The 24,275-nt window shown below is 62.7% G+C and carries 23 protein-coding genes and 1 tRNA gene; 14 read left to right on the top strand and 10 right to left on the bottom strand.

Annotated elements, in window-relative coordinates:
• Nucleotides 1-61 precede the first annotated feature (61 nt).
• Together B0G76_RS04305 and fdxA are read right to left on the bottom strand one after the other, a co-directional pair.
• A tRNA-Asn gene (locus tag B0G76_RS04305) sits at nucleotides 62-137 on the bottom strand.
• 117 nt (nucleotides 138-254) lie between these two features.
• Nucleotides 255-578 (bottom strand): ferredoxin FdxA, encoded by a 324-nt coding sequence (gene fdxA, locus B0G76_RS04310; protein WP_020069367.1) that lies wholly within the window; start codon nucleotides 576-578, stop codon nucleotides 255-257.
• A gap of 278 nt (nucleotides 579-856) precedes the next feature.
• Here fdxA and pncB point away from each other — a divergent pair, with 278 nt between their 5' ends.
• The 5 genes from pncB (at nucleotide 857) to B0G76_RS04335 (ending at nucleotide 6,858) form a co-directional block, all read left to right on the top strand.
• Nucleotides 857-2,053: a nicotinate phosphoribosyltransferase gene (gene pncB, locus B0G76_RS04315; protein ID WP_120290372.1), complete on the top strand. Its 1,197-nt coding sequence runs from the start codon at nucleotides 857-859 to the stop codon at nucleotides 2,051-2,053.
• Between the two features lie 148 nt (nucleotides 2,054-2,201).
• Entirely contained in the window at nucleotides 2,202-2,864 is a 663-nt protein-coding gene (locus tag B0G76_RS04320; protein WP_120290374.1) for a lactate utilization protein C, read from the top strand.
• Between the two features lie 64 nt (nucleotides 2,865-2,928).
• Nucleotides 2,929-4,356, top strand: a complete 1,428-nt coding sequence (locus tag B0G76_RS04325; protein ID WP_120296197.1) for a sodium:proton antiporter — start codon at nucleotides 2,929-2,931, stop codon at nucleotides 4,354-4,356.
• Nucleotides 4,357-4,423: 67 nt separating this feature from the next.
• A complete protein-coding gene (locus B0G76_RS04330; RefSeq protein WP_120290376.1) occupies nucleotides 4,424-5,413 on the top strand; it encodes a D-glycerate dehydrogenase in 990 nt (329 codons plus the stop codon).
• On the top strand, nucleotides 5,410-6,858 hold the full coding sequence (locus B0G76_RS04335) for a DNA recombination protein RmuC (RefSeq protein WP_120290378.1): 1,449 nt from the start codon (nucleotides 5,410-5,412) through the stop codon (nucleotides 6,856-6,858). Before B0G76_RS04330 ends, B0G76_RS04335 begins: the two co-directional genes overlap by 4 nt.
• Nucleotides 6,859-6,889: 31 nt before the next feature.
• Here the strand turns inward: B0G76_RS04335 and B0G76_RS04340 are convergent, their stop codons facing one another.
• From B0G76_RS04340 to B0G76_RS04365, 6 genes are all read right to left on the bottom strand, one after another.
• Nucleotides 6,890-7,378, bottom strand: coding sequence for a GNAT family N-acetyltransferase (locus tag B0G76_RS04340; RefSeq protein ID WP_120290380.1), 489 nt, complete (start codon nucleotides 7,376-7,378; stop codon nucleotides 6,890-6,892).
• Nucleotides 7,378-7,653 (bottom strand): hypothetical protein, encoded by a 276-nt coding sequence (locus tag B0G76_RS04345; protein ID WP_120290382.1) that lies wholly within the window; start codon nucleotides 7,651-7,653, stop codon nucleotides 7,378-7,380. The genes B0G76_RS04340 and B0G76_RS04345 overlap by 1 nt, the downstream gene beginning before the upstream one ends.
• Nucleotides 7,654-7,753: 100 nt before the next feature.
• Nucleotides 7,754-9,055, bottom strand: a complete 1,302-nt coding sequence (gene glp / locus B0G76_RS04350; RefSeq protein WP_120290383.1) for a gephyrin-like molybdotransferase Glp — start codon at nucleotides 9,053-9,055, stop codon at nucleotides 7,754-7,756.
• A gap of 74 nt (nucleotides 9,056-9,129) precedes the next feature.
• Nucleotides 9,130-9,744: a molybdenum cofactor guanylyltransferase MobA gene (gene mobA / locus B0G76_RS04355; RefSeq protein WP_120290385.1), complete on the bottom strand. Its 615-nt coding sequence runs from the start codon at nucleotides 9,742-9,744 to the stop codon at nucleotides 9,130-9,132.
• 13 nt (nucleotides 9,745-9,757) lie between these two features.
• Complete coding sequence (gene moaA / locus B0G76_RS04360) at nucleotides 9,758-10,867, bottom strand: GTP 3',8-cyclase MoaA (protein WP_120296198.1); 1,110 nt, start codon at nucleotides 10,865-10,867, stop codon at nucleotides 9,758-9,760.
• Between the two features lie 242 nt (nucleotides 10,868-11,109).
• Nucleotides 11,110-14,436 (bottom strand): Rne/Rng family ribonuclease, encoded by a 3,327-nt coding sequence (locus B0G76_RS04365; protein ID WP_120290387.1) that lies wholly within the window; start codon nucleotides 14,434-14,436, stop codon nucleotides 11,110-11,112.
• Nucleotides 14,437-15,169: 733 nt separating this feature from the next.
• Between B0G76_RS04365 and B0G76_RS04370 the strand changes: the two genes are divergently transcribed.
• Genes B0G76_RS04370 through B0G76_RS04385 form a run of 4 tightly spaced genes read left to right on the top strand, consistent with a single transcriptional unit; the run spans nucleotide 15,170 to nucleotide 18,295 of the window.
• The gene (locus B0G76_RS04370) at nucleotides 15,170-16,204 is read left to right on the top strand and encodes an RluA family pseudouridine synthase (protein ID WP_120290389.1); all 1,035 of its coding nucleotides are present in this window, start codon (nucleotides 15,170-15,172) and stop codon (nucleotides 16,202-16,204) included.
• Nucleotides 16,197-16,856, top strand: coding sequence for an HAD-IA family hydrolase (locus B0G76_RS04375; protein WP_120290391.1), 660 nt, complete (start codon nucleotides 16,197-16,199; stop codon nucleotides 16,854-16,856). The genes B0G76_RS04370 and B0G76_RS04375 overlap by 8 nt, the downstream gene beginning before the upstream one ends.
• On the top strand, nucleotides 16,853-17,257 hold the full coding sequence (locus tag B0G76_RS04380) for a Rieske 2Fe-2S domain-containing protein (RefSeq protein ID WP_120290392.1): 405 nt from the start codon (nucleotides 16,853-16,855) through the stop codon (nucleotides 17,255-17,257). The genes B0G76_RS04375 and B0G76_RS04380 overlap by 4 nt, the downstream gene beginning before the upstream one ends.
• Before the next feature lie 33 nt (nucleotides 17,258-17,290).
• Nucleotides 17,291-18,295: a S49 family peptidase gene (locus B0G76_RS04385; RefSeq protein ID WP_120290393.1), complete on the top strand. Its 1,005-nt coding sequence runs from the start codon at nucleotides 17,291-17,293 to the stop codon at nucleotides 18,293-18,295.
• A 121-nt stretch (nucleotides 18,296-18,416) separates the two neighbouring features.
• Here B0G76_RS04385 and B0G76_RS04390 read toward each other — a convergent pair whose 3' ends face one another.
• Nucleotides 18,417-19,136, bottom strand: coding sequence for an SAM-dependent methyltransferase (locus tag B0G76_RS04390; RefSeq protein ID WP_120290394.1), 720 nt, complete (start codon nucleotides 19,134-19,136; stop codon nucleotides 18,417-18,419).
• The gene (locus tag B0G76_RS04395) at nucleotides 19,133-19,750 is read right to left on the bottom strand and encodes a Maf-like protein (RefSeq protein WP_120290395.1); all 618 of its coding nucleotides are present in this window, start codon (nucleotides 19,748-19,750) and stop codon (nucleotides 19,133-19,135) included. The genes B0G76_RS04390 and B0G76_RS04395 overlap by 4 nt, the downstream gene beginning before the upstream one ends.
• A 258-nt stretch (nucleotides 19,751-20,008) precedes the next feature.
• Between B0G76_RS04395 and B0G76_RS04400 the strand changes: the two genes are divergently transcribed.
• The 5 genes from B0G76_RS04400 to fabD all read left to right on the top strand — a co-directional run bounded on the left by B0G76_RS04400 (nucleotide 20,009) and on the right by fabD (nucleotide 24,249).
• Nucleotides 20,009-20,653 (top strand): DUF177 domain-containing protein, encoded by a 645-nt coding sequence (locus B0G76_RS04400; protein WP_120290397.1) that lies wholly within the window; start codon nucleotides 20,009-20,011, stop codon nucleotides 20,651-20,653.
• 101 nt (nucleotides 20,654-20,754) lie between these two features.
• On the top strand, nucleotides 20,755-20,934 hold the full coding sequence (gene rpmF, locus B0G76_RS04405) for a 50S ribosomal protein L32 (protein WP_006051932.1): 180 nt from the start codon (nucleotides 20,755-20,757) through the stop codon (nucleotides 20,932-20,934).
• A gap of 172 nt (nucleotides 20,935-21,106) precedes the next feature.
• Complete coding sequence (gene plsX / locus B0G76_RS04415) at nucleotides 21,107-22,213, top strand: phosphate acyltransferase PlsX (RefSeq protein WP_120290401.1); 1,107 nt, start codon at nucleotides 21,107-21,109, stop codon at nucleotides 22,211-22,213.
• Complete coding sequence (locus B0G76_RS04420; protein WP_074282641.1) at nucleotides 22,213-23,202, top strand: beta-ketoacyl-ACP synthase III; 990 nt, start codon at nucleotides 22,213-22,215, stop codon at nucleotides 23,200-23,202. The genes plsX and B0G76_RS04420 overlap by 1 nt, the downstream gene beginning before the upstream one ends.
• A 111-nt stretch (nucleotides 23,203-23,313) precedes the next feature.
• Nucleotides 23,314-24,249 (top strand): ACP S-malonyltransferase, encoded by a 936-nt coding sequence (fabD, locus tag B0G76_RS04425; protein WP_120290403.1) that lies wholly within the window; start codon nucleotides 23,314-23,316, stop codon nucleotides 24,247-24,249.
• The last annotated feature ends 26 nt before the right edge of the window (nucleotides 24,250-24,275 follow it).

The raw sequence follows: 24,275 nt of genomic DNA on the forward strand, positions 1-24,275 counted from the left end.
CAGCAGTACAACTTGATCTACATAAAAAAGCCCGTATTGGTTAACGGGCTTTTGCAATTCTTGGCTCCTCGACCTGGGCTCGAACCAGGGACCTACGGATTAACAGTCCGGCGCTCTACCGACTGAGCTATCGAGGAACAGAACAACAAACAGCAGAGAAACGAAATTGTAGGGGCAGCTCAGGCACCTGTCAATACCTTGCGTACATCTCGAATTGCGTCAGATTCGGCAAGGCGGGAGGCAGGTTACGCCGCTCAACGTGCGAGCAGGGCCAGCTTTTCCTTCACGTCCTTGAATTCGTCGGCTTCAGGCAGCGGCGCCTTAGTCTTGGTGATGCTCGGCCAGTTCTTCGCCAGATCGGCATTCAGCTCGATGAAGTTCTGCTGGTCGCCCGGCACGTCTTCTTCGGCATAAATGGCATTCACCGGGCACTCGGCCACGCACACGGCGCAGTCGATGCATTCATCGGGGTCGATCGCGAGGAAGTTGGGACCTTCGCGAAAGCAGTCCACCGGGCACACATCGACGCAGTCGGTATAGCGGCACTTGATGCAGCTTTCGGTCACAACGTGAGTCATTCAGGCAGCTCCTGCATGCAGAATCAGGGAAGGCGAAACGCCAAAAGCGGTATTGTAACGTAACGTCAAGAGCCGCATACGGCATCGGGCAACGGCTTTTATACGTTTTCGTGATTAGTTTATGGCGTCCGGCACAGCGCCCGCCGGCGCGCTGAATCCGGGCGCATTCGGGTAACATGCGTCAGGTCGGCGCGCACGGGGCGCGCCGACCGCGCATGGGTTGACGCGGTTGGTCGAGCCAGGCTTTCCGTTTTTCTTGCAGTCCAGTTCGCACCATCATGATTATTACTTCGCTGCTCGACACCGATCTGTACAAGTTCACGATGATGCAAGTGGTGTTGCATCACTTTCCCGCGGCGAATGTCGAGTACCGGTTTCGCTGCCGCACGCCGAATGTCGACCTCGTGCCGTACATCGGCGAGATTCGCGATGAAGTGCGCAAGCTCTGCGATCTGCGCTTCACCGACGACGAGCTCGATTATCTGCGGCGCATGCGCTTCATCAAGGGCGACTTCATCGAGTTCCTCGCGCTGTTTCATCTGAACGAGAAATACATTTCGATCGAACCGTCGCCGAAGGGCAATGGCGAAATCGACATCGAGATCAAGGGGCCGTGGCTGCACACGATCCTGTTTGAGATCCCGATGCTCGCGATCGTCAACGAGGTGTACTTCCGCAACACCCAGCAAAAGCCCGATTACAGCGAAGGGCGCGGCCGTCTCGTCGAGAAGATCAAGCTGCTGGGCGCGCGCCCGGAATTCGCCGACTGCAAGATCGCCGACTATGGCACGCGCCGCCGCTTCTCGAAGCAATGGCACGAAGAAGTGATCCTCACGCTGAAAGATGGCTTGGGCGAACAATTCGCCGGCACCAGCAACGTCTTCTACGCGATGAAGCACAGCCTCACGCCGCTCGGCACTATGGCGCATGAATACCTGCAGGCGTGTCAGGCGCTCGGTCCGCGGCTGCGCGATTCGCAAATCTACGGCTTCGAAATGTGGGCCAAGGAGTATCGCGGCGACCTGGGTATCGCGCTGTCGGACGTGTACGGCATGGAGGCGTTCCTGCGCGACTTCGACATGTACTTCTGCAAGCTGTTCGACGGCGCGCGCCACGATTCCGGCGATCCGTTCGACTGGGGCGAACGCCTGCTCAAGCACTACGAGGCGAACCGGTGCGACCCGCGCACCAAGATCCTCGTGTTCTCCGACGCGCTCGACATTCCGAAGGTGCTGCAACTGTACGAGCGTTTCCGTGGCCGCTGCAAGCTGGCATTCGGTGTAGGAACCAATCTGACAAACGACCTGGGCTACAACCCGTTGCAGATCGTCATCAAGATGGTTCGCTGCAACGGTCAGCCAGTGGCGAAGCTGTCGGATTCGCCGGGCAAGAACATGTGCGAAGACAAGGCCTATCTCGCGTATCTGCGCCAGGTGTTCGGCATTGCGCAGCCCGAGGAGGACGCTGCGAAGTAACGCGGCGCCTGCTCGGATATTGCCGGAATATCGCGCAGGCCGTGTGCCCGATACGCGGCACCTGGCCGTTCGGCCAGGGTGGTCGCGCGCAGGGCGGCCGGTATAATCCTCGCCATATCGCACGGCTGTCGACACGAGGATTTCGCATATGGATACATCGATTGCCCTCCGTAATATCCTGGCGCGCATCCGCGCGGCGCAGGGGCGCGAACCCGAGCCGTCCGCTTCCGAACGCGAGGCGGCCGAGGATTATCTGGCGCGCCATCCGCCGGGCCCGCGCCCGGAAATGCCGGCCGATCTGACCACGCGCTTCATTGAAGAAGCGCAAAAAATGGCCACCACGGTCGATACGGTCGAAACGCTGAGCGAGGTGCCTGCCGCCGCGTATCGCTACCTCACTGAACACGCTTTGCCGCTGCAGGCGATTGCATGGCAAGCGCTGCAAGATCTGCATTGGGCCGAAGCCGGCCTCAACGTCGAATTTCGCAAGCCTGAAGACGGCGACGTGGTCGGGCTCACCGGTTGCTTCTGCGCGACCGCGGAGACCGGCACGCTCGTTCTGCTATCCGGGCCGCAAACCTATGCATCGGCCGGCTTGCTGCCGGAAACGCACATTGCGATCGTGCCGGCTTCGCGCATTGTCTCCGGACATGAAGAGGCGTTCGGCCTGATCCGTAGTGAACGCGGCGAACTTCCGCGTGCGGTCAATTTCATCTCCGGGCCGTCGCGCACTGGGGATATCGAACAGACTATCGTGCTTGGCGCACATGGACCGTACCGGGTGCATGTGATCGTCGTACGTGGCGCCTGAGCGCGGCGAGCGGCTGGGTCTCCCGTCGCGCGTCGTTACTCGTGCAAACAAGGACTTCAAGAATATGAAACGACATGCCGTGTGGGCGAGCATGATGCTCGCCGCTGCTCTGACGCTGGCCGGATGGCCTCAACTTGCATCGGCGGCCACGCTTGACGGCGCGACCTTGTCGGCGCTGTGGGGCTTGCCCTTTGCAGGTGTGCTGTTGTCGATCGCGGTGTTTCCGTTGGTCGCGCCGGCATTCTGGCATCACCATTTCGGCAAGATCGCGGTAGCGTGGGCGTTGCTGTTTCTGGTGCCGTTTGCGCTGACGTTCGGGACGGGCGTTGCATTCGGTACGCTGGTCCATGCGGTGCTCGAAGAATACATTCCGTTCATCGTATTGCTGGCGGCGCTTTATACGGTCGCAGGCGGCATCTGTGTGCGCGGCAATCTGCATGGCACGCCGCGGCTCAATACCGGCATTCTCGCGCTCGGCACCCTGTTGGCCAGCATCATGGGTACGACCGGTGCGGCGATGCTGCTGATCCGCCCGTTGCTGCGCGCTAACGACAACCGCAAGCACGTCGTTCATGTGGTGGTGTTCTTCATCTTTCTGGTAGCAAACGCGGGCGGCTCGTTGTCGCCGCTTGGCGACCCGCCGCTTTTTCTCGGCTTCCTGCAGGGTGTCAGTTTCTTCTGGACCACCACGCATCTGGCGCTGCCGATGCTGTTCGTCTGCGTGGTGCTGCTCGTCGCGTTCTATGCCTTGGATTCGTTCTATTTTCATCGGCGTGAAGAAGAGCGTTCGCGCTTTCTCGATCCGACGCCGGATTCGTCTCCGCTGGGTGTCGACGGCAAGATCAACTTCGTGCTTCTCGCGGCCGTGATTGCACTGGTATTGATGAGCGGACTCTGGAAGCCGGGCGTCGAGTTCGATGTCTTCGGTACGCACGTCGCGTTGCAAAATGCCGTGCGCGATGTCGCGCTGCTCGGCGTCACCTTGCTCTCGCTGGTGTTGACGCCGCGCGCGGCACGCGCGGGCAATGACTTCAACTGGGCACCGATCGAAGAGGTCGCGAAACTGTTTGCCGGCATCTTCGTGACGATCGCGCCGGTCATCACGATCCTGCGTGCCGGCGAGTCGGGCGCGTTCGCCGGCATCGTCCACCTGGTCAACCCTGCTGGCCAGCCGCACGACTTGATGTATTTCTGGGCAACCGGCCTGCTATCGTCATTTCTCGACAATGCGCCGACGTACCTAGTGTTCTTCAACCTGGCCGGCGGCGACGCGCAGACGCTGATGACCACTGGCGCTTCCACGCTTGCGGCGATCTCCGCCGGCGCGGTCTTCATGGGCGCCAACACGTATATCGGCAATGCCCCGAACTTCATGGTGAAAGCGATCGCGGAGTCGCGCGGCGTCCGCATGCCGAGCTTTTTTTCGTATCTCGGCTGGTCGGTTGTCGTGTTGATGCCGGTGTTTATCGTCGCCGGCTGGCTGTTTTTTTGACGCCGGGTTTCACGCCTGTTTCTGACGCCGAGGCCATAGAACTCGACGCGCTATTCGGAGAATTGCAATGAAGAAGATCCTCGTCGCCCGCCCGATCTTTCCCGATGTGATCGAACGGCTCAAACAGTATTTCGACGTCGACTGGCACCAGGGCGACGTGCTGCCCGTAGACGAACTGACGCGCCGTCTCGTGGATAAGGACGGCGCACTGACCGCGGGAGATCCGGTCGGTGCAGCGGTACTCGCCGCGGCGCCGCGTCTGCGCGTGGTGTCGAACATGGCGGTGGGCTATAACAACTTCGACATGGCCGCGTTCAACGCGGCGAACGTACTCGGTACCAATACGCCAGACGTGCTGAACGAATCGACCGCGGATTTCGGCTGGGCGCTGATGATGGCCGCGGCACGCCGTATGGCCGAATCGGAGCATTGGCTGCGCGCGGGGAAATGGCAGAAATGGACCTATGACGGTTTCCTCGGCACGGACATCTACGGCTCGACACTCGGCGTGATCGGCATGGGCCGGATCGGGCAGGCGCTGGCGCGTCGCGCGAAGGGCTTCAACATGCAGGTGATCTACCACAACCGTTCGCGCGTCGCACCGGAGATCGAAGCGGAGTTGAACGCGGAATATGCGTCCAAGCAGGACCTGCTGAAACGCGCCGATCACGTGGTGCTCGTCCTGCCGTACACGAAGGAAAACCATCACACGATCGGCACCGCCGAACTCGCGCAGATGAAGCCAACCGCAACGCTCACCAACATCGCACGCGGGGGCATCGTCGACGACGCGGCGCTGGTCAAGGCGCTACGCACGAAACAGATCGCCGCGGCGGGGCTGGATGTTTACGAAGGCGAACCGAATCTGAATCCGGATCTGCTGACGGTGCCGAATGTCGTCCTGACGCCGCACATCGCCAGCGCGACTGAAGCAACGCGCCGGGCCATGGCGAACCTCGCCGCAGACAATCTGATCGCGGCGCTGGGCGAAGGGCCGCGCGCCGGCCGGCCGCCGAATCCGATCAACCCCGACGTCATCGGCAAGGCGCGTTCATGACAATGATTCTGGTGGCGGCCGTTGCAGTGCTGGCGGTCGCCTTGGTCATCGCGTTGTCATTGCTGATGCGCGGCAATAGCCGCGCTGACGGAGACGAGCAGTTCGAGATTCTCAGCGAACGTATCGACGCGGCGGCAGATGCGCAGTCGCACGCCTATGAGCGGCTCGAGCGGCAGCTACGCAACGACATCACCGAAACGGCGCGCGTTTCGCGTACCGAGCAGAGCAGTGGCTTCGCGCACTTCCAGCAAACGCTGGCATCGCAATTCAGCAGTATGACGACGGTGCAGGGCGGCAAGATCGACGGTTTCGCGCAGCAACTCGACGCGGTCCGTCACAGCCTGCAGCAACAGGCGCAGCAGGCGCGCGACGAGCAAGGGCGCACGCTCAAGCAGTTCGGCGAAACACTGACCTTGCAACTGGGGCAGCTCACCGAGGCGAACGATCGTCGGTTTGCCGAAGTGCGCGCGACCATCGAGCAGCGGTTGAAAGATATCGAGGCGAACAACTCGACCAAGCTCGAAGAAATGCGCCGCACTGTCGACGAAAAATTGCACGCCACGCTTGAACAACGCCTGGGCGAATCGTTCAAGCTGGTGTCGGACCGGCTGGAGCAAGTGCATCGCGGTCTCGGAGAAATGCAGACGCTGGCTGCGGGCGTCGGCGATCTGAAGAAGGTGCTGACCAACGTCAAAACGCGCGGCACCTGGGGCGAAGTGCAGCTCGAAGCGCTACTGGAACAACTGCTTACGGCGGACCAATACGCGAAGAACGTCGCGACGGTGCCGAAGAGCGCCGACCGCGTCGAATTCGCGATCAAACTGCCGGGCCGTGCCGAGACGGGTGAATCGGCTACGCCGGTCTGGCTGCCGATCGACGCCAAGTTCCCGCGCGAAGACTACGAGCGGCTGATCGAGGCACAGGAACGTGCCGATTCTGTCGCCGTGGAAGAAGCGTCGCGCGCGCTCGAAGCGCGGATACGCGCTGAGGCGCGCACGATCGCGGAAAAGTATGTGTCGCCGCCGCACACCACGGATTTCGCGCTGCTGTTCCTGCCAACCGAAGGCCTGTACGCGGAAGTCCTGCGTCGGCCCGGCCTGACGGATCTGCTGCAACGCGACTACCGTGTGACGATTGCCGGCCCGACCACGCTCACCGCGTTGCTCAATAGTTTACAGATGGGTTTTCGCACGCTCGCGATCGAGAGGCGGTCGAGCGAGGTATGGCAAGTGCTCGGCGCGGTGAAAACAGAGTTCGGCAAGTTCGGCGACGTGCTGGCAAAAACCAAGGCGCAGCTTGAAACCGTGACGCGCTCGATCGAAGCCGCGGAAACACGCACTCGAGTCATGAATCGCAAGCTGCGTGACGTGGAGGCCTTGCCGGGCGAAGAAGCGAGCGGCTTGCTCGGCGATGCGCTATCGGGCGTGGATCCCGATGAGCAGTAGAGGACACTAGAGACGGACGGGGTTGTCCGGATCAGGCAGCGGCGCCTGCGGCCAGTCGTTCCAGCGCGTCGCCCGTCAGGCGCACGACACGCCAATCCGGCATCACCGTCGCGCCCAGCTTCTCGTAGAAACTAATGGCCTGCTTGTTCCAGTCAAGCACGGTCCATTCAAAGCGCCCGCACTGCCGCTCGACGGCCAGCGCCGCCAGCCGGGCGAGCATGGCGGCACCTAGACCGCTGCCGCGCTGACCTGGTTGCACGTAGATATCTTCGAGATACAGCCCGCGTTTGCCGGCGAAGCTCGAGTAATTGTGGAAGAACAGCGCATAGCCGACGATGCGTTCTTCGTTTTCCGCCACCAGCGCTTCGATCGAGGGCCGCGCGCCGAACAGTGCGTCACGCAAACCGTCTTCGGTCGCGACAAATACGTGCGTGAGGCTTTCGAATTCAGCCAGCTCGTACGTCAGCGCGAAGATCGCACCCGTATCCGCAGGCGTCGCGGCGCGAATCGTCGCGGTCATTACGTTTCTTCCGGCGCGTCGGTGAGCTGGATTTCGATGCCGCCAAAGCGCGACGCCACCCAGTTGTACGCGTGGCAGGCAATCCACAGCAGAACGAAGCCGAGAATCGCATTCAGCAGTAGCGCGCTGAACACCGTGCTCAATTCGACCGAGCCGTAACGGATGAACGCCACCAGCACGCCGAGCAGCACGATCGGCACCGAGAATGTCAGGTACACGAGGATAAGCGCTTTGGCCGTTTGTCCCGGTGCAATGAACGAGATCTGTTTTTTCATGTAAGTCAAACCCGTGTGTCGTAGTGGTAATGAGTGAGGCCGCAAATGAAGCCGCAAATCAGGCTGCGGAAAAGCGGCAGCGAAAGCGTTCTGTCAGGCGTCAGATAAGACCGTCGAACAGCATGATATCGACGTGCTCGCCCTCGGCAATATCGGCTTCATCGTGCCCGAGAACGATGAAACAATTTGCTTCGCTCATCGAACTCAGCACGCCCGAACTTTGCGAGCTGGTTGGCGTGACCTGCCATTGGCCGTGCGCGTCCTGCCCGGCGACGCCGCGCTGGTACTCGGTGCGCCCGGCGCGCTTGCGGATGACCTGGCGGCTGGCGGCGCGCAGCACCGGCAGTGCCTGCGGCGTTGCGCCGGCCATCAGCAGCAGCGCTTCGCGCACGATCTGGTAGAACGTGACCATCACGGCCACTGGATTGCCCGGCAAGCCAAAGAATAACGCGGGCAGCCCGAGACCCGGATGGTCCCCTGACCAGACGCGGCCAAAAGCGAGCGGCCGGCCTGGGCGCATGGCAAGACTCCAGAACGCGACGTCGCCGAATGTCTGTAGCAATTGCTTGGTGAAATCCGCCTCGCCGACCGAGACGCCGCCCGAGGTCAGCACCACGTCGGCGCTGGCCGCGGCGCTGCGCAACGCGGCTTCGAGCGCGGCGGGTTCGTCGCGTACGACGCCGAGATCGAGCGTATCCATGTTCAGGCGCCGGAGCATCGCAAACAGCGTGTAGCGATTGCTGTCATACACCGAACCCGGGTCGAGCGGTTCGCCGAGCAAGCGCAATTCGTCACCGGTGGAGAAAAATGCGACGCGCAAGCGCCGCCGCACGTTGACTTCGCCCATGCCGAGCGATGCCAGCAAACCGAGGTCCGACGCGCGCATGATCCGGCCGGCGCGTAGCGCGGCATGGCCACGGGCGAGGTCTTCGCCGGCGAGGCGCCGGTTGGCGCCGGCCCGCACGGCGTTGGCCGCAAAACGGATCGAGGTGGAATCGGCGCTGCGCTCAACCAGCTCCTGCGGCACGACGGTGTCGCAGCCGGCCGGCATGCAGGCGCCCGTCATGACACGTACGCATTGCGTCTCGTTGACGCGGCCCGCGAACGGATGACCGGCCAGTGCTTTGCCGACGATTGTCAAATCGACCGTGGACGCATTGGATGCCAGGGCCGCGCGACTGAACGCGTAGCCGTCCATGGCCGAGTTGTCGTGCGAAGGGACGTCGATTGGCGAGACGATGTCGGCCGCCAGCACTCGGTCGAGCGCATCGCGCAAGGGCACGCGTTCGACCGCCGCGATCGGCGTTGCCCATTGACGGACGATCGCCTGGGCAGCCGAAACAGGTAGCGCGTGAGGATCGTACTGCGCGACGCAGCGGGAAAATTCGTTAAGCGTGGTCATGAAGGGCTGGGCGTCGCGACCGGAGGCGGGTGCGGCTGTTGCTGTGCGGCCGGAGCGTGATTTCAACCGGGGCCTCAGCAACGCTCGAGGTCGGCGAGTTCTTGTAACGAATTGATATTGTAAAACGCGCGCTCGTCGGCAAAGGCGACTTCGACCGTCTTGTGGCGCGCGTACCACGCGCGGACCTTGCGCTCCCCGGCTTCCAGAAAGGCCGCCAGGTCGTCTGCGAGACTCGTGTGCAGCAACGCGAACACGGGATGGAGCGACACGTGGCCTTCGGCGTCGGTGGTCGTGACGGTGGCGATATCGGCCTGATTCGAGTCGAGTGCCTGCGCGAGGCCCAGGGCGAGATCGGCCGGCAGTCCGGGCGTATCGCAGGGCGCGCTTAGCACGTAAGCAGTACCGGCTGCACGCAGCCCGGCGAGCAGACCCGCCAGCGGTCCGGGAAAACCGGGCAGGGTATCGGCAAGCACCTTGGCGCCGAACGGCGCGCCGAGTGCGCCGTAGACGTCAGGGTGACGATTGGCGCTGATCAGCAGGGCGCCGGTTTGCAGCGCAAGCCGCTTCAGCACGTGGGAGGCAAGCGGCTCGCCGTGCAGCGTTTGCAGTCCCTTGTCAACACCGCCCATGCGCATGCCGCGTCCGCCCGCGAGGACCAGACCGGTGATGTGTTCGCGTGCCGGGTTCATGGGCTCGGCCGTTCTAGCCGCCGATGTACGACATTTCCACGCGGCGGCCGTCCTGCTCGCGCGGCGCGGCTGCGTTGCTGCCGCGTAATTGCGAATAGCGGTCGCCGCGGTCTTGCCAGATTTCGGCGACGGCGGTGGCGATATCGGCGTCGCTCGCGCCGCTGCGCAGCAAGGCGCGCAGATCGTGACCGGACGACGCGAACAGGCACAGGTACAGCTTGCCCTCCGTCGACAGGCGCGCGCGCGTACAACTACCGCAGAACGCCCGCGTCACGCTCGAAATCACGCCGATCTCGCCGCTGCCGTGCACGTAACCCCAGCGCTGGGCGGTCTCGGCTGCGCTATGCGCTTCGAGCGGCACGAGCGGGAAAAGCTCGGCGATGCGCGTCACGACGTCGGCGGAAGGCAGCACTTCGGTCATGTTCCAGCCGTTCGACGTGCCCACATCCATGTACTCGATAAAGCGCAGCACCGCGCCTGAGCCTTTGAAGTGACGCGCCATCGGCACGATTTCGCTGTCATTCGTGCCGCGCTTGACCACCATATTGACCTTCACCGGCGCGAGCCCCACCGCTTGGGCCGCGGCGATTCCGTCCAGCACGTCGGCGACTGCGAAGTCGGCGTCGTTCATGCGGCGGAACAGGGTGTCGTCGAGCGCGTCGAGACTCACAGTCACGCGGGTCAGGCCGGCGTCTTTCAGGCTGCGCGCCTTGCGCTCCAGCAACGAGCCATTGGTGGTCAGCGTCAGATCGAGTGGGCGGCCTTCCGGCGTGGTGAGCTGCGCAAGCCGTTCGATCAGGAATTCCAGATTTTTGCGCAGGAGCGGTTCGCCACCCGTAAGACGGATTTTCTCAACGCCGTGTGCGACGAAGAGCCGCGCGAGCCGTTCGATTTCTTCGAAGCTGAGCAGCGCGCTATGCGGCAAGAACGCGTAATCCTTGTCGAACACCGCGCGCGGCATGCAGTAGACGCAGCGGAAATTGCAGCGATCCGTCACCGAGATGCGCAGATCGCGCAGCGGGCGCAACAGCGTATCGTGCAGCACGCCGCTAGGCGCCTGCACGGGGCCGGAAATGACCGGCACCGCGCTGAGATCGGCAACAGGGATGATGCGTCGGGACATGAATTGCTTCGCTTGATGCTTCGTTTTGGGCTGCTCAGGTGCTGTGATCGGGACTGAGACCGGTGTCACGATTGGAACCCGGATATTCATTCTAGCGGAAATGCATCCGGCGGCTGACGGCCTGCCGATGCTGTCCGGGTATACGGGGAGTGGCATACAGCGCGCTACCGGGTGGGCGCGTCGCGCCCATAAAACAAAAAGCCCGCCGGTGAGGGCGGGCTTTTTGCAGGGCAGCGGTTCGCTTACTGCGGATGCTTACCGGTTTCCACCATTTGCATCGGTGCGGTTTCGACCGGCGGCAACGCCTTACGCTCGCGACCCACGCGAACCGGCTTGGCCGCTTGCGCAGCAGCTTCCTGCGCGGCACGCAGCTTGTCGGAGTCGGTGTTCACCCAGACGAGACCGGCTTGTTCCAGCACCGGCTTCAGGGATTCCGCCGACACAGCGGCGCTACGCGGTGCCTGCGGCGCAATTGCGACGGGTGCCGTTTCGACTGCTGCCGGAGCAATCGCTGCCGGAGCGACCGCTTCAACTGCCGGAGCAACTGTTGCGACAACCGGTTGCGGCTCGGCGATTGCGGCTTGCGGCGCCGGTTGGACGGCCGGTGCTTCAACCACTGCCGCGTGGGCCGCGGTTTCTACCGGAGCCGGTGCGGCTTGCGCTTCGACGACCGGAGCCACTGCCGGCGTTTCGATCCGGGCTTCGGCAGGGGCTTCAACCCGAGCTTCAACCGGGGCTGCGACATGAGCAACCGGTTCGGCGAACGAAACCGTTTCGCTGGCGACCGGCGCTGCGTGTGCGGTTTCGACCGGCGCGGGAGCAGCGGCTTGAACCACCGGCGCTTCCACTGCTTGCTCGACTGCAACCGGCGCAACAACAGGTGCAACCGGCACCACCGGCGCTTCTGCGACCGGTGCAGCCGTTTCCGTCTTTGCAGCCTGCTCGACGGCCAGAGCCGGCGTTTCGGTTACAGCATGCAGTTCGCTGACGACCGTGGTTTGCGTCGCGACAGCGGCGACAACCACTTCCACCGGCTTAACAACGTTCGCCTCGTCGACGTCGGCCTTGTGTTCGACAGGCTGATGCGCGGTGCGCACCGGCGCTTCGGCGGTCACATTGACGTTGTCGCCTTCAGCTTCTGCGACGTCTGCAGCCAGGTTGCCGTTCACGTCTTCTTCACGCTCACGACGGCCACCACGACGGCCGCGACGGCGGCGACGGCGTTCTTCACCTTCACGCGCCACTGCTTCCTGATCGACCGGTGCACCGTTTTCGCTCAAGGCGGCCTGGTTTTGCGCCAGTTCTTCCGTCGATTGCGCCTCGTTCTGCGTCAGTGCTTCTGCCGCTTCGGGCTGCTGCTTACGGCGTTCGCCACGTTCAGCGCGCTCACCACGCTCACGGCGTTCGCCGCGTTCCTGGCGCTCGCCACGTTCGGCGCGCGGTGCGCCTTCAACGGTTTCCACACGATCGTTGCCGCGATCACGGTTTTCGCGACCCTCGCGACCTTCACGCGGCTCGCGGCCTTCACGGGCCTCACGCGGTTCACGGGTACCACGCGGCTCGCGCGATTCACGGGCTTCACGCGGTTCACGACCCTCGCGGCCTTCACGCGGTTCACGTTCCTCGCGACGCTGCGACGGCTGCTGGCCTTGAGCCTGACGGCTACCGGTCGTGCCTTCGCCACGGCCCGCTGCATCGCGGCCGCCTGCGCCGCCACGGCGATTGCGGTTGCGATCGCCGCCGCGTTCGCCGGTGCGCTCACCGCGCTCCGTGCGTTCGCCGCGTTGCGGACGCGCCTGCTTTTCGGTCGTAGCCGGTGCGACAGGCGTCGGCGCGGCCGGCTGCATGCCGAACAGATTCTTCAACCAACCGATAAAGCCACCGCCGGCCGGCGTAACGGCCACCGGAGCCGGGGTTGCCGCCGGACGGACCGGCGCGCTCGGCGCCGGCTTCTCAGGCGTGATGCCCTTGACCGCCGCTTCCTGCTTCGGCTTCACTTCCTCAGCGCGCTTGCTGTAACCGGTTTCCGATTCCAGTTCGCGGGCTGCTTCTTCGGCCATCTTCCACGATGCGCGCGGCTCGTCGAGACGTGCATCGTCGTGACGCAGGCGCTCGAGCTTGTAATGCGGCGTGTCGAGGTGCTTGTTCGGGATCAGAACGACGTTGACCTTGAAACGCGATTCGATCTTGTTGATTTCCGCGCGCTTTTCGTTCAACAGGAAGGCGGTCACTTCGACCGGCACCTGGCAATGGATCGCTGCGGTGTTTTCCTTCATGGCTTCTTCCTGAATGATCCGCAGCACTTGCAGCGCGGACGATTCGGTATCGCGGATGTGGCCCGTGCCGTTACAACGCGGGCAGGTCACGTGGCTGCCTTCCGACAAAGCCGGGCGCAGACGTTGACGCGACAGTTCCATCAGGCCGAAGCGCGAGATCTTGCCCATCTGGACGCGCGCACGGTCGTGCTTCAGGGCGTCTTTCAGGCGTTGCTCGACTTCGCGCTGGCTCTTGGCCGATTCCATGTCGATGAAGTCGATCACGATCAGGCCGCCCAGGTCGCGCAGGCGCAACTGGCGGGCCACTTCGTCGGCGGCTTCGAGGTTGGTGCGTGCAGCCGTTTCCTCGATGTCGGCGCCCTTGGTGGCGCGCGCCGAGTTCACGTCGATCGCAACCAGCGCTTCCGTGTGGTCGATCACGATGGCGCCGCCCGAAGGCAACGGCACCGTACGCGAGTACGCGGTTTCAATCTGGTGTTCGATCTGGAAGCGCGAGAACAGCGGCACATCGTCGTGATACCGCTTCACCTTGCTGACATTGTCCGGCATCACGATATCCATGAAGGCGCGGGCCTGGTCATGGATTTCAGTGGTGTCGATCAGGATTTCGCCGATATCCGGCTGGAAATAGTCGCGAATCGCGCGGATCACCAGGCTCGATTCGAGATAAATCAGCATCGGCTGGCCGCTCGAACCGCTTTGCGACGCGGCTTCGATGGCGCGCCATAACTGCATCAGGTAGTTCAGGTCCCACTGCAGCTCTTCGGCGCTGCGGCCAATACCGGCCGTGCGCGCGATGATGCTCATGCCTTCCGGCAATTGCAGCTGCGCCATGGTTTCGCGCAGTTCCTGACGGTCGTCGCCTTCGATCCGGCGCGACACACCGCCGCCGCGCGGGTTGTTCGGCATCAGTACCAGATACCGGCCGGCGAGCGAGATGAAGGTGGTGAGGGCTGCGCCCTTGTTGCCGCGCTCTTCCTTTTCGACCTGAACGATCAGTTCCTGACCTTCTTTCAGGGCGTCCTGGATGCGCGCGGAGCGCATGTCGACGCCGTCACGGAAATACTGACGGGCGACTTCCTTGAACGGCAAAAAGCCGTGGCGGTCTTCGCCGTAATTGACGAAGCAGGCTTCGAGCGAAGGCTCGATGCGGGTGATGATGCCCTTGTAAATATTGCCTTTGCGCTGTTCGCGCCCGGCGGTTTCGATGTCGATATCGATGAGTTTTTGCCCATCGACGATGGCGACGCGCAGTTCTTCCTGCTGCGTCGCATTGAACAACATGCGTTTCATTGAACGGCTCCAGAGCGGCTTAGCGTGGTCCCTGGCTGCGCGGTTGTCAGTCGCGAGAGCCAGGCGGACAGCGGCATGCCGCGCCTTATTGTGTTTTCACAAGCACGCTGGAGCGGGAAAAATGGCGGGAGAATTGCCTGAGAGGGCCCGGCCCCATTGAAAAATGGGCACGGTGCCGCAGGGCACATGCGAACACGGCTTCAAATAACGACCCGACACGCCGCGGGTTCTGCCAGCAGACCTTCATAAGCCTTTTTCCACTCGCGCCGGTGCGCCAACTGGACGCGTGACCGGAGGGTCGAAGGCTGCGGTCATGCCGCAGCGGGAAGTTCGCGCAGTCGGCGCGTCTTTTCTCGCTGGGGGTGTCTCGCCTCATTTTGACGTCGCCATGTCTTGTACTTTCTACAAGACGCCTCGGGCGCACGCCGTATTTTCGCAACCGGCAGCTTCGTACGGCAGGGCGTCAGACCGCCCGAACCCGAAGCTGAAAGTTAAATTCTTTTTTACCAAAATTCCGTTACCGTCGAAGCCGACCTTGACCGAACGCGCCTGTGGGCACCGTCCCTGCCGGGTACTGACCTCGTGCGTGCAACATGTTGCATCTCATTTTCAGGGTGAGCAACCAGACCCCGGCGCAAGTAAAATAACGGTTTATCGCTTGCGCCCGCGCAATCCGCCCGAATTCCGGACACTGCGCCGGCCGCCGCAGACTGCTGGGCAAATTATATTCATAATGAAAGAGTTAGGCAAAATATCCCAGAAATCGGTCGCAAGCGACCAGGTCTCGATGATCGAGATCGACGACAGCGCGGCCGGACAGCGCATCGATAACTTCCTGTTGCGCGTCTGTAAAGGCGTGCCAAAGAGCCATATTTACCGCATCCTGCGCAGCGGGGAAGTGCGGGTGAATAAGGGTCGGATAGACGCGCAGTACCGCCTCGAACTGGGCGATCTGGTGCGCGTGCCACCCATTCGCGTCGCTCAGCCGAACGAGACGATCGCCCAGACGCCGGTGCCAAGCGCCGATTTCAAAATTATTTTTGAAGACGAGCACATGCTCGTGATCGATAAACCAGCCGGCGTGGCGGTCCACGGCGGCAGCGGTGTCGCGTTCGGCGTGATCGAGCAGATGCGCGAGGCGCGGCCGCAGGCGAAATTCCTCGAATTGGTGCATCGGCTGGACCGCGAAACGTCCGGCATTCTGATGCTTGCCAAGAAACGCTCCGCGCTGGTCAACCTGCACGAGCAGATTCGCGAGAACAAGATGGATAAGCGCTACTATGCGTGCGTCCACGGCGAGTGGGCGAGCGACTGGGGCCGCCGCCGCGCGGTCAAGGAGCCGCTGCACAAGTATTTGACCGCGGACGGCGAACGGCGCGTGCGCGTCCAGGCCGATGGCCTTGCGTCGCACACAGTTTTCAATCTGATCGACCGATGGCCGGAGTACGCGCTGCTCGAGGCGGAGCTGAAGACCGGCCGCACGCATCAGATTCGCGTCCATTTGCAGCATCTGGAGCTGCCGATCGTCGGCGACGCCAAATACGGCGACTTCGCGCTGAACAAGGCGCTGGCCCGCACCAACGCAAAACCCGGCCTGAAGCGCATGTTCCTGCACGCCTACCGTCTTAAGCTGACGCACCCGGCAACCGGTGCGCCCGTGCAGTTCGAGGCGCCGCTGCCGGCCGAATGCCGCAGTTTTGTGGCGCAGCTCAATGAATTACGTGAATTACGAAATGGGTCAAACCCGGAGACGTCACCGCATGGCTAGAGAGCAATTTGATCTGATCGTCTTCGACTGGGACGGGACGCTGATGGATTCGACCGCGCACATTACGCGCAGCATCCAGTCGGCATGCCGCGATCTCGGTCTGCCGGTTCCCGCCGACGAGGCCGCCAGCTACGTGATCGGGCTCGGCTTGCGCGACGCGCTGCAAATCGCCGCGCCCACGCTCGATCCGGCCGATTACCCGCGTCTGGCGGAGCGCTACCGTTTTCACTATTTGGTGAAGGACCAGACCACCGAGCTGTTCGTCGGCGTCCGTGAAATGCTGCAGGATTTGCGCGATCAGGGTTATCTGCTGGCGGTGGCGACCGGCAAGAGCCGCGTCGGGCTGAACCGCGCGCTCGATCAATCGCGTCTGACTAGCCTGTTCGATGGCACCCGCTGCGCGGACGAAACTTTCTCGAAGCCACACCCGGCCATGTTGCACGAGCTGACGCGTGAACTGGGGCAGGATCCCGTGCGCACGGTGATGGTGGGGGATACGACGCACGATCTGCAGATGGCGATCAACGCGGGCGTCGCGGGCATTGGTGTCACATACGGCGCGCATCCTGCCGGTTCGCTGACCGCTCTGTCGCCGAAATTCGTCGCCTCCAGCGTGAGCGCGCTGTCCGGCTGGTTGCGAGAGAACGCATGAGTACGGGGACGACCGAAGCGGTGGCCCAGGCCGTCCGCATTTGCGCGTCCGAAGAACTGGTCGACGGCGGCGCGGGCGTGCGGCGCGCCGCCACGTTCGGTGGCGGCGAGGCCGTGGTATTTTTTGTCCGCTACGATGGCCGTGCTTACGGCTATCTGAACCGCTGCGCCCACGTCCCGATGGAGCTCGACTGGGCCGAAGGGCAGTTCTTCGAGTCGTCCGGTTTATACTTGATGTGCGCTACACATGGCGCGATTTACGCGCCTGATACGGGCAGATGCGTTGGCGGCCCGTGTCGCGGCGGCCGCTTGCGCCCTGTCCAGGTTGACGAGCGGGATACGCCTGAAGGCCGTGCCGTGTTCTGGCTGCCGGACGGCGAACTACGCCCGGCCACGCCCTGATTTTTTTCCTCTTCGATCTTTCCACTGCACCGCATGTCCGACAATTTGACTCCTGAACCGAAGGAACCGTCCCTGACAGGCCGCCCCCGCACGCCTGTCGATGAGCCGGGCTGGGAGCGCGCCGCGCTCGAGCGCATCGCGCTTGCGGCAATCGCCGAGCAGCGAGCGGCACGCCGCTGGAAGATCTTCTTCCGGTTTGTGTTCCTGATCGTCTTGCTGGTGGCGGTATGGGGTGCGTTCGATTTCTCCGGCGACAAGGTGTCGACCACTGGCCGGCATACGGCAATGGTGACGCTTGACGGCGAAATCTCCGCTGATACGAATGCGAACGCGGAAGATGTCAGCACTGCACTGGAAAGTGCATTCGACGATGCAGGTACGGCAGGCGTGATCCTGCGCTGTAACAGCCCGGGCGGCAGCCCGGTGCAGGCGGGTATTATCTACAACGAGATTCGTCGGTTGCGCGCCAAGTATCCGTCGATTCCGTTGTATGTCGTGGTCGGCGACATGTGCGCGTCGGGTGGCTATTACGCGGCTGCGGCGGCCGACAAGATTTACGTGGACAAGGCGAGCATCGTCGGTTCGATCGGCGTGCTGATGGATAGCTTCGGCTTTACCGGGTTGATGGATAAGCTTGGAATCCAGCGCCGTCTGCACACCTCGGGTGAGAACAAGGGCTTTTTCGACCCGTTCTCGCCGGAAACGCCGAAGATGGACGAACATGCGCAGGGCATGCTCGATCAGATTCATGCGCAGTTCATTGACGCCGTGCGTGAGGGTCGCGGCAAACGCCTGCACGAAACGCCGGACATGTTCTCGGGGCTCTTCTGGACAGGTCAGAAGAGCGTCGAACTGGGTCTTGCAGACGGTTTCGGCGACGCGGATTACGTCGCGCGCGACCTCTTCAAGGCGCCGGATATCGTCGACTACACGGTCAAGGAGAGCATTACGGACCGCGTGGCGCGCAAATTCGGCGCGGCGGTTGGCAGCGGTGCCGTTCATGCCATGGCGCTTGGCGGGAAGATGAGCCTGCGCTGATTGAGTGCGAAACATGAAAAAAGCCCCGTGCGATCGAATGTAGATCGCGAGGGGCTTTTTGTTTTTTTCCGCTAGAAGGCGATTGGCAGGCGAATCAGCCTGGCTTGAGACGCGGCAGCCGTCAGACGGCGAGGATCAGAAAAATGGCCGGCCGCTTGTGCAGATCGATGGCCGGTTTCTTCTTCCAGTCCGCCACGGTCCGGCTGGCGATCGTTTCCGTCTCCAGCGTCAGGTCGACGGCGACGCAGACCAGCGTGGAGGGCGCGCAGGTCGTCAGCAACGTGTCGAGCAGCGCTCGATTCCGATAGGGTGTCTCGATAAAGATCTGCGTTTGCTTGCCTTTGCGCGACTGTTGCTCCAGGTCGCGCAGGCGCTTGGCCCGTTCGGTGGCGTCGACCGGCAGATAGCCGTGGAACGCAAAACTCTGGCCATTCAGGCCAGAGGCCATCAAGGCGAGCAGAATCGAACTCGGTCCGACAAACGGCACGACCTTGACGCCGCGCTCATGCGCGCGACGCACCAGCAGGGCGCCCGGATCGGCGACCGCCGGGCAACCGGCTTCTGACACCAGGCCGGCGTCCGTGCCCGCCAGCAAAGGCGCGAGCAGTTTATCGATCTCGCCGGCCGGCGTATTCACGTTCAGCTCGCGAATCTCGATGTCCTGAATCGGCCTTTCGGTGCCGACCTTCTTCAGGAAGGCGCGAGTGGTTTTCGCGTTTTCGCCAATGTAATAGTGCAGCGACGCCGCGCGGGCGCGCACTGGCGCGGGCAGGACGGCGTCGAGGGCGTCGGCATCGCCTTCGCCGAGCGTGTTCGGGATCAGATATAAGGTGCCGCTCATGACGCCCCCAGGAGTGGATAACCCACTGCGAGCAGCATGCGCGACAGTGCGATCAACGGTAGCCCGACCAAAGCGGTCGGGTCGTCGGAATGAATGGCTTCGAGCAGCGCGATGCCGAGACCTTCGGATTTGGCGCTGCCGGCGACGTCGTATGGTGTTTCGGCGCGCAGATAAGCGTCGAGCGCGGCATCCGGCAGGTCGCGGAATTGCACGCGGGTGATGACGTCGACGGCTTGCGCGGCGCCCGAACGGCTGTCGAACAGGCAGAGTGCGCTATGAAACAGCACTTCGCGGCCGCGCATGGCCTGCAACTGGGCGAGCGCCTTGTCATGCGTGCCGGGCTTGCCGATCTGCAGGCCGTCGTAGGTGGCGACCTGATCCGAGCCGATCACGAGTGCGGCTTCGGCAGCGCCGAGTCCACCAGCCACCGCGCGGGCTTTTGCCTCGGCGAGGCGCAGGGCGGTCGCTTCAGGCGTTTCACCGGCAAGCGGGGTTTCGTCGATCGCCGGCACGTCGACATCGAACGGAATGCGCAGGCGCTCGAGCAGCTCGCGACGATAGGGTGAACTCGACGCCAGGATCAGGCGTGGCGGGCGATTGAGGGAATCTGGCATGGGCAAACAACGGCTAGAGAGGCGGGTCGTACGGGATTGCGCGGCTATCGCGCGTGTACGGGCTTAAGTGTTTGACTCGAAAAGACAAAACAGATATGATTTCGGGCTTTTCATCGGTATGCTATTGCACAAGCGGGGCATCGCATGGGCGGCTCGTGGGGTCAACACAGGCTGCGCACGAGTTCCGCGGGCTACTTTGCAAACCGCATTGCAAACTGATTTACCCCCGGCGAAATCCTTGCCGACGCAGGAGCGCACATGACTCAACATCCTGGCAACCCTGCTGGCCTGTCCGACCCGCACGATATCGATCTGTTCGAATTTGCGCGGAGTGGGCGTCAGGCCGCGGGTGTCGTGCGCGTCTCGCAACTGCCGCGCATGTTAAACGAAGTCCCGGCAGAAGCGCCAGACCGCGATGCCGCGTTCACCTGGCAAGCCGAAGGGGCGACGCAGCCGGAATTGCAGGACGACGGCACCGAGGGTCCGCAGCCTTATTTGAGGCTGGCGATTCACGGTGCGGCATGGCTCGAATGTCAGCGGTGCATGACGCCTTATCTACAGGCGTTCAATGTCGATGCAACTTACCGGATCGTCAACACTGAGGCGGAAGCCGAAGAGTTTCCGCTCGACGAGGATGAAGTCGAAGTGATCGTGGGCTCGCGCCAGTTCGATCTCATCGACTTGATCGAAGAAGAGTTGCTGCTTTCCTTGCCGCTCGTGCCCAAGCACGAGGTGTGTCCCGAAGTGCACGAGAGCCTCGTCTCTGGTGTTGCCGGAACAGAAGGCGAGGGCGACGAGGCTGCGCCGGACGAAGCTGATGAGGGCGCTGAGCCCGAGCGGCCCAATCCGTTTGCGGCGCTCGAAAGTCTCAAGCGCGGTGAGCCGGGCGACAAGAAGCACTGAACAGTTGCATGGGAGCGCGAAGCGGGCGCATTGGCCATTCGGCCAATGGCGGACACCGGGTCGGGCTGTGTTAGAATTCGGAAAATTTTTAGGAGTTAGTCATGGCAGTTCAACAAAATAAGAAGTCGCCGTCGAAGCGCGGCATGCACCGTTCGCACGATTTCCTGACGGCAGCGCCGCTGGCCGTGGAGCCGAGCACGGGCGAAGTGCATCTGCGTCACCACGTTAGCCCGAACGGCTACTATCGCGGCAAGAAAGTCGTCAAGACGAAGAACGACTAATCGTTTCACTGCGTTGCGCCCCTTGGCGTTTCGCGTGGCGATCGGCTCGCTTGACATTTTCCCGGCTCGGCAAAAAGGCGGCATTCAATTGCCGCTTTTTTGTGTCGATCGCAGTTGGCGCTATAGCGCTTACCGCGGTCCCATGCGGGGCGTCTGAAATTCGTCGCACTCCATGACAGTAAAGCTCACGATAGATTGCATGGGAGGCGACCACGGGCCGTCCGTGACCGTTCCCGCTGCCGTCACCTTCGTTCGTTCGCATCCTGATGCTGAGCTGCTGCTCGTTGGCATTGAAAGTGCGATTCGTGCGCAGCTGAAGAAGTTGAAGGCTCAGGACCTGCCGGCGCTGACCGTCGTACCTGCTTCCGAGATCGTCGCCATGGACGATCCGGTCGAAGTCGCGCTGCGCAAGAAAAAAGACTCATCCATGCGCGTGGCGCTGAACCGCGTCAAGGAAGGCGAGGCGCAAGCCTGCATTTCCGCCGGCAACACCGGCGCGCTGATGGCGGTCTCGCGCTATGTGCTGAAAACGCTGTCGGGCATCGAACGCCCGGCCATTGCGTCCGCACTACCCAATCCCAATGGCTACACGATGATGCTCGACCTGGGCGCCAACGTCGATTGCGAGCCGCAGCATCTGCTGCAGTTCGCGGAGATGGGGCACGCGCTCGTGTCGGCGCTCGAGGGCCGCGATCGGCCCACCATCGGGCTGCTCAACATCGGCGAAGAAGTCATCAAGGGTAACGACACCATCAAACGTGCCGGCGAACTGCTGCGCGCGAGTACACTTAACTTTCACGGCAACGTTGAAGGCAACGACATCTTCAAGGGCACGGTCGACGTTATCGTCTGCGACGGTTTTGTCGGCAATGTCGCGCTGAAAACGTCGGAAGGCCTCGCGCAGATGCTCTCCAACATCATCAAGGAAGAGTTCGGCCGCTCATGGCTCACGAAGGTGATGGCGGTGCTCGCATTGCCGGTATTGATGCGTTTCAAGAAACGGGTCGATCATCGGCAATACAACGGCGCCGCGCTGCTGGGCCTGCGTGGGCTGGTGATCAAAAGTCACGGTTCGGCGGATGCCTACGCGTTTGAGTGGGCTATCAAACGCGGGTATGATGCCGTCAAAAACGGCGTGCTGGAACGCCTTGCGCGAGCGATGGAAGAGAATGCAGGTTCTCTCGAACAGGCGGCGCGCGACGTAAGCGGTGCGGGTCACGCAAGCCCGATCGCAGGCCAGCCGGCCGAGCCCTACGCTGCGCAATCCTCGAAGGCATAATGGCTCAATCGACAATTTATTCTCGCGTGCTGGGCACCGGCAGCTACCTGCCGCCCGGGCGCGTCACCAATCAGGATCTGGCTGAACGTCTCGCCAGAGAAGGCGTCGAGACTAGCGACGAATGGATCGTTGCCCGCACGGGCATCCATGCGCGCCACTTCGCCGAACCCGATGTCACCACCAGCGATCTGGCGCTGATCGCCTCGCAGCGCGCGATCGAAGCGGCCGATATCGATCCGCAATCCATCGATCTGATCATCGTTGCAACTTCCACGCCCGACTTTGTTTTTCCGAGCACGGCGTGCCTGTTGCAGAACAAGCTCGGCATCAAGAACCACGGCGCGGCATTCGATGTGCAGGCCGTCTGTTCGGGCTTCGCTTATGCGGTGGCGATGGCGGACAGCCTGATTCGCGGCGGTCAGCATCGCACGGCGCTCGTGATCGGCGCTGAAACTTTCTCGCGCATTCTCGATTTCAAGGACCGCACCACCTGTGTGCTGTTCGGCGATGGCGCGGGCGCGGTGATCCTGCAGGCGTCCGAAGAACCGGGCGTGCTGGCGAGCGCTTTGCACGCCGACGGCAGTCATTCGAACATTCTCTGCACGCCGGGCAATGTGAACGGCGGCGTGATCGAAGGCAGCGCGTTCCTGCATATGGACGGGCAGGCCGTGTTCAAACTTGCGGTCAACGTGCTCGAAAAAGTTGCAGTCGAGGCACTCGCAAAAGCGAATCTGTCGGCCGAGCAGATCGACTGGCTGATTCCGCATCAGGCCAACATCCGCATCATGCAAAGCACCTGCCGTAAGCTCGGCTTGCCGCAGGAACGCATGGTCGTCACGGTGGGCGAGCACGGCAATACGTCGGCTGCGTCCATTCCGCTCGCATTCGACGTCGCGGTGCGCGACGGCCGCATCAAGCGCGGCCAGAACGTGCTGATCGAAGGTGTCGGCGGCGGCTTCACGTGGGGCGCGTCGGTTATCCGCTACTGATCGCGGCGACGTTATGGCGAGCGCTCTTCGCGGCGCTCGGATACGCTTGAGCGCGCTCGCCATCAACTGGGTGCGCCACCCACATCTGACAACATCGATTTTGGGGACGATATGAAATTTGCGTTCGTTTTTCCTGGGCAAGGTTCGCAGTCGGTCGGCATGCTCAACGCATTCGCCGATCACGCGATCGTGCGTGAGACGGTTCAGGAAGCGTCCGACGCGCTCAATCAGGACCTCGGCAAGCTGATTGCCGAAGGCCCGGTCGAAGATCTGAATCTCACCACCAATACCCAGCCGGTCATGCTGACCGCCGCCTATGCGGTTTATCGCGCGTGGCTGCAGGCGGGCGGCCCGAAGCCGGCCATCGTTGCCGGTCATAGCCTCGGCGAATACACCGCGCTGGTCGCGGCGGGCGCGATCACGTTTCGCGATGCTGTGCCGCTCGTGCGTTTTCGCGCACAAGCCATGCAAACGGCCGTGCCGGTCGGCGTTGGCGGCATGGCCGCGATTCTCGGCCTCGATGACGACACGGTGCGCGCGGTTTGCGCCGAAGCGTCGGTCGCGGGTGTCGTCGAAGCGGTGAATTTCAACGCGCCGGCGCAAGTCGTGATCGCCGGTCACAAGGCTGCAGTCGAAAAGGCTTGCGAAGTCGCGAAAGCGAAGGGCGCAAAGCGTGCGTTGCCGCTGCCGGTATCGGCGCCGTTCCACTCGTCGCTGCTCAAGCCGGCGTCGGATCAATTGCGCGAGTATCTGGCTGGCGTCGACGTGCAGGTGCCGTCGATCCCGGTGATCAACAACGTCGACGTCGCGGTGGTCAACGAGCCGGCGAAGATCAAGGACGCGCTGGTGCGTCAGGCAGCAGGTCCGGTGCGTTGGGTCGAAAGCGTGCAGGCGATGGCGGCGCAAGGCGTCACGCATGTGATCGAATGTGGTCCCGGCAAGGTCCTCGCGGGTTTGACAAAGCGTATCGACGGCAATCTGGTCGGCGCCTCGGTGTTCGATCCGGCTTCGCTCGAAGAAACGCTCAAGCTCGTGACGGCGGCCTGAACGCCGCTTCATAGGGCGCAAGCACG

The sequence above is a fragment of the Paraburkholderia sp. BL23I1N1 genome, assembly GCF_003610295.1.
Taxonomy (GTDB): Bacteria; Pseudomonadota; Gammaproteobacteria; order Burkholderiales; family Burkholderiaceae; genus Paraburkholderia.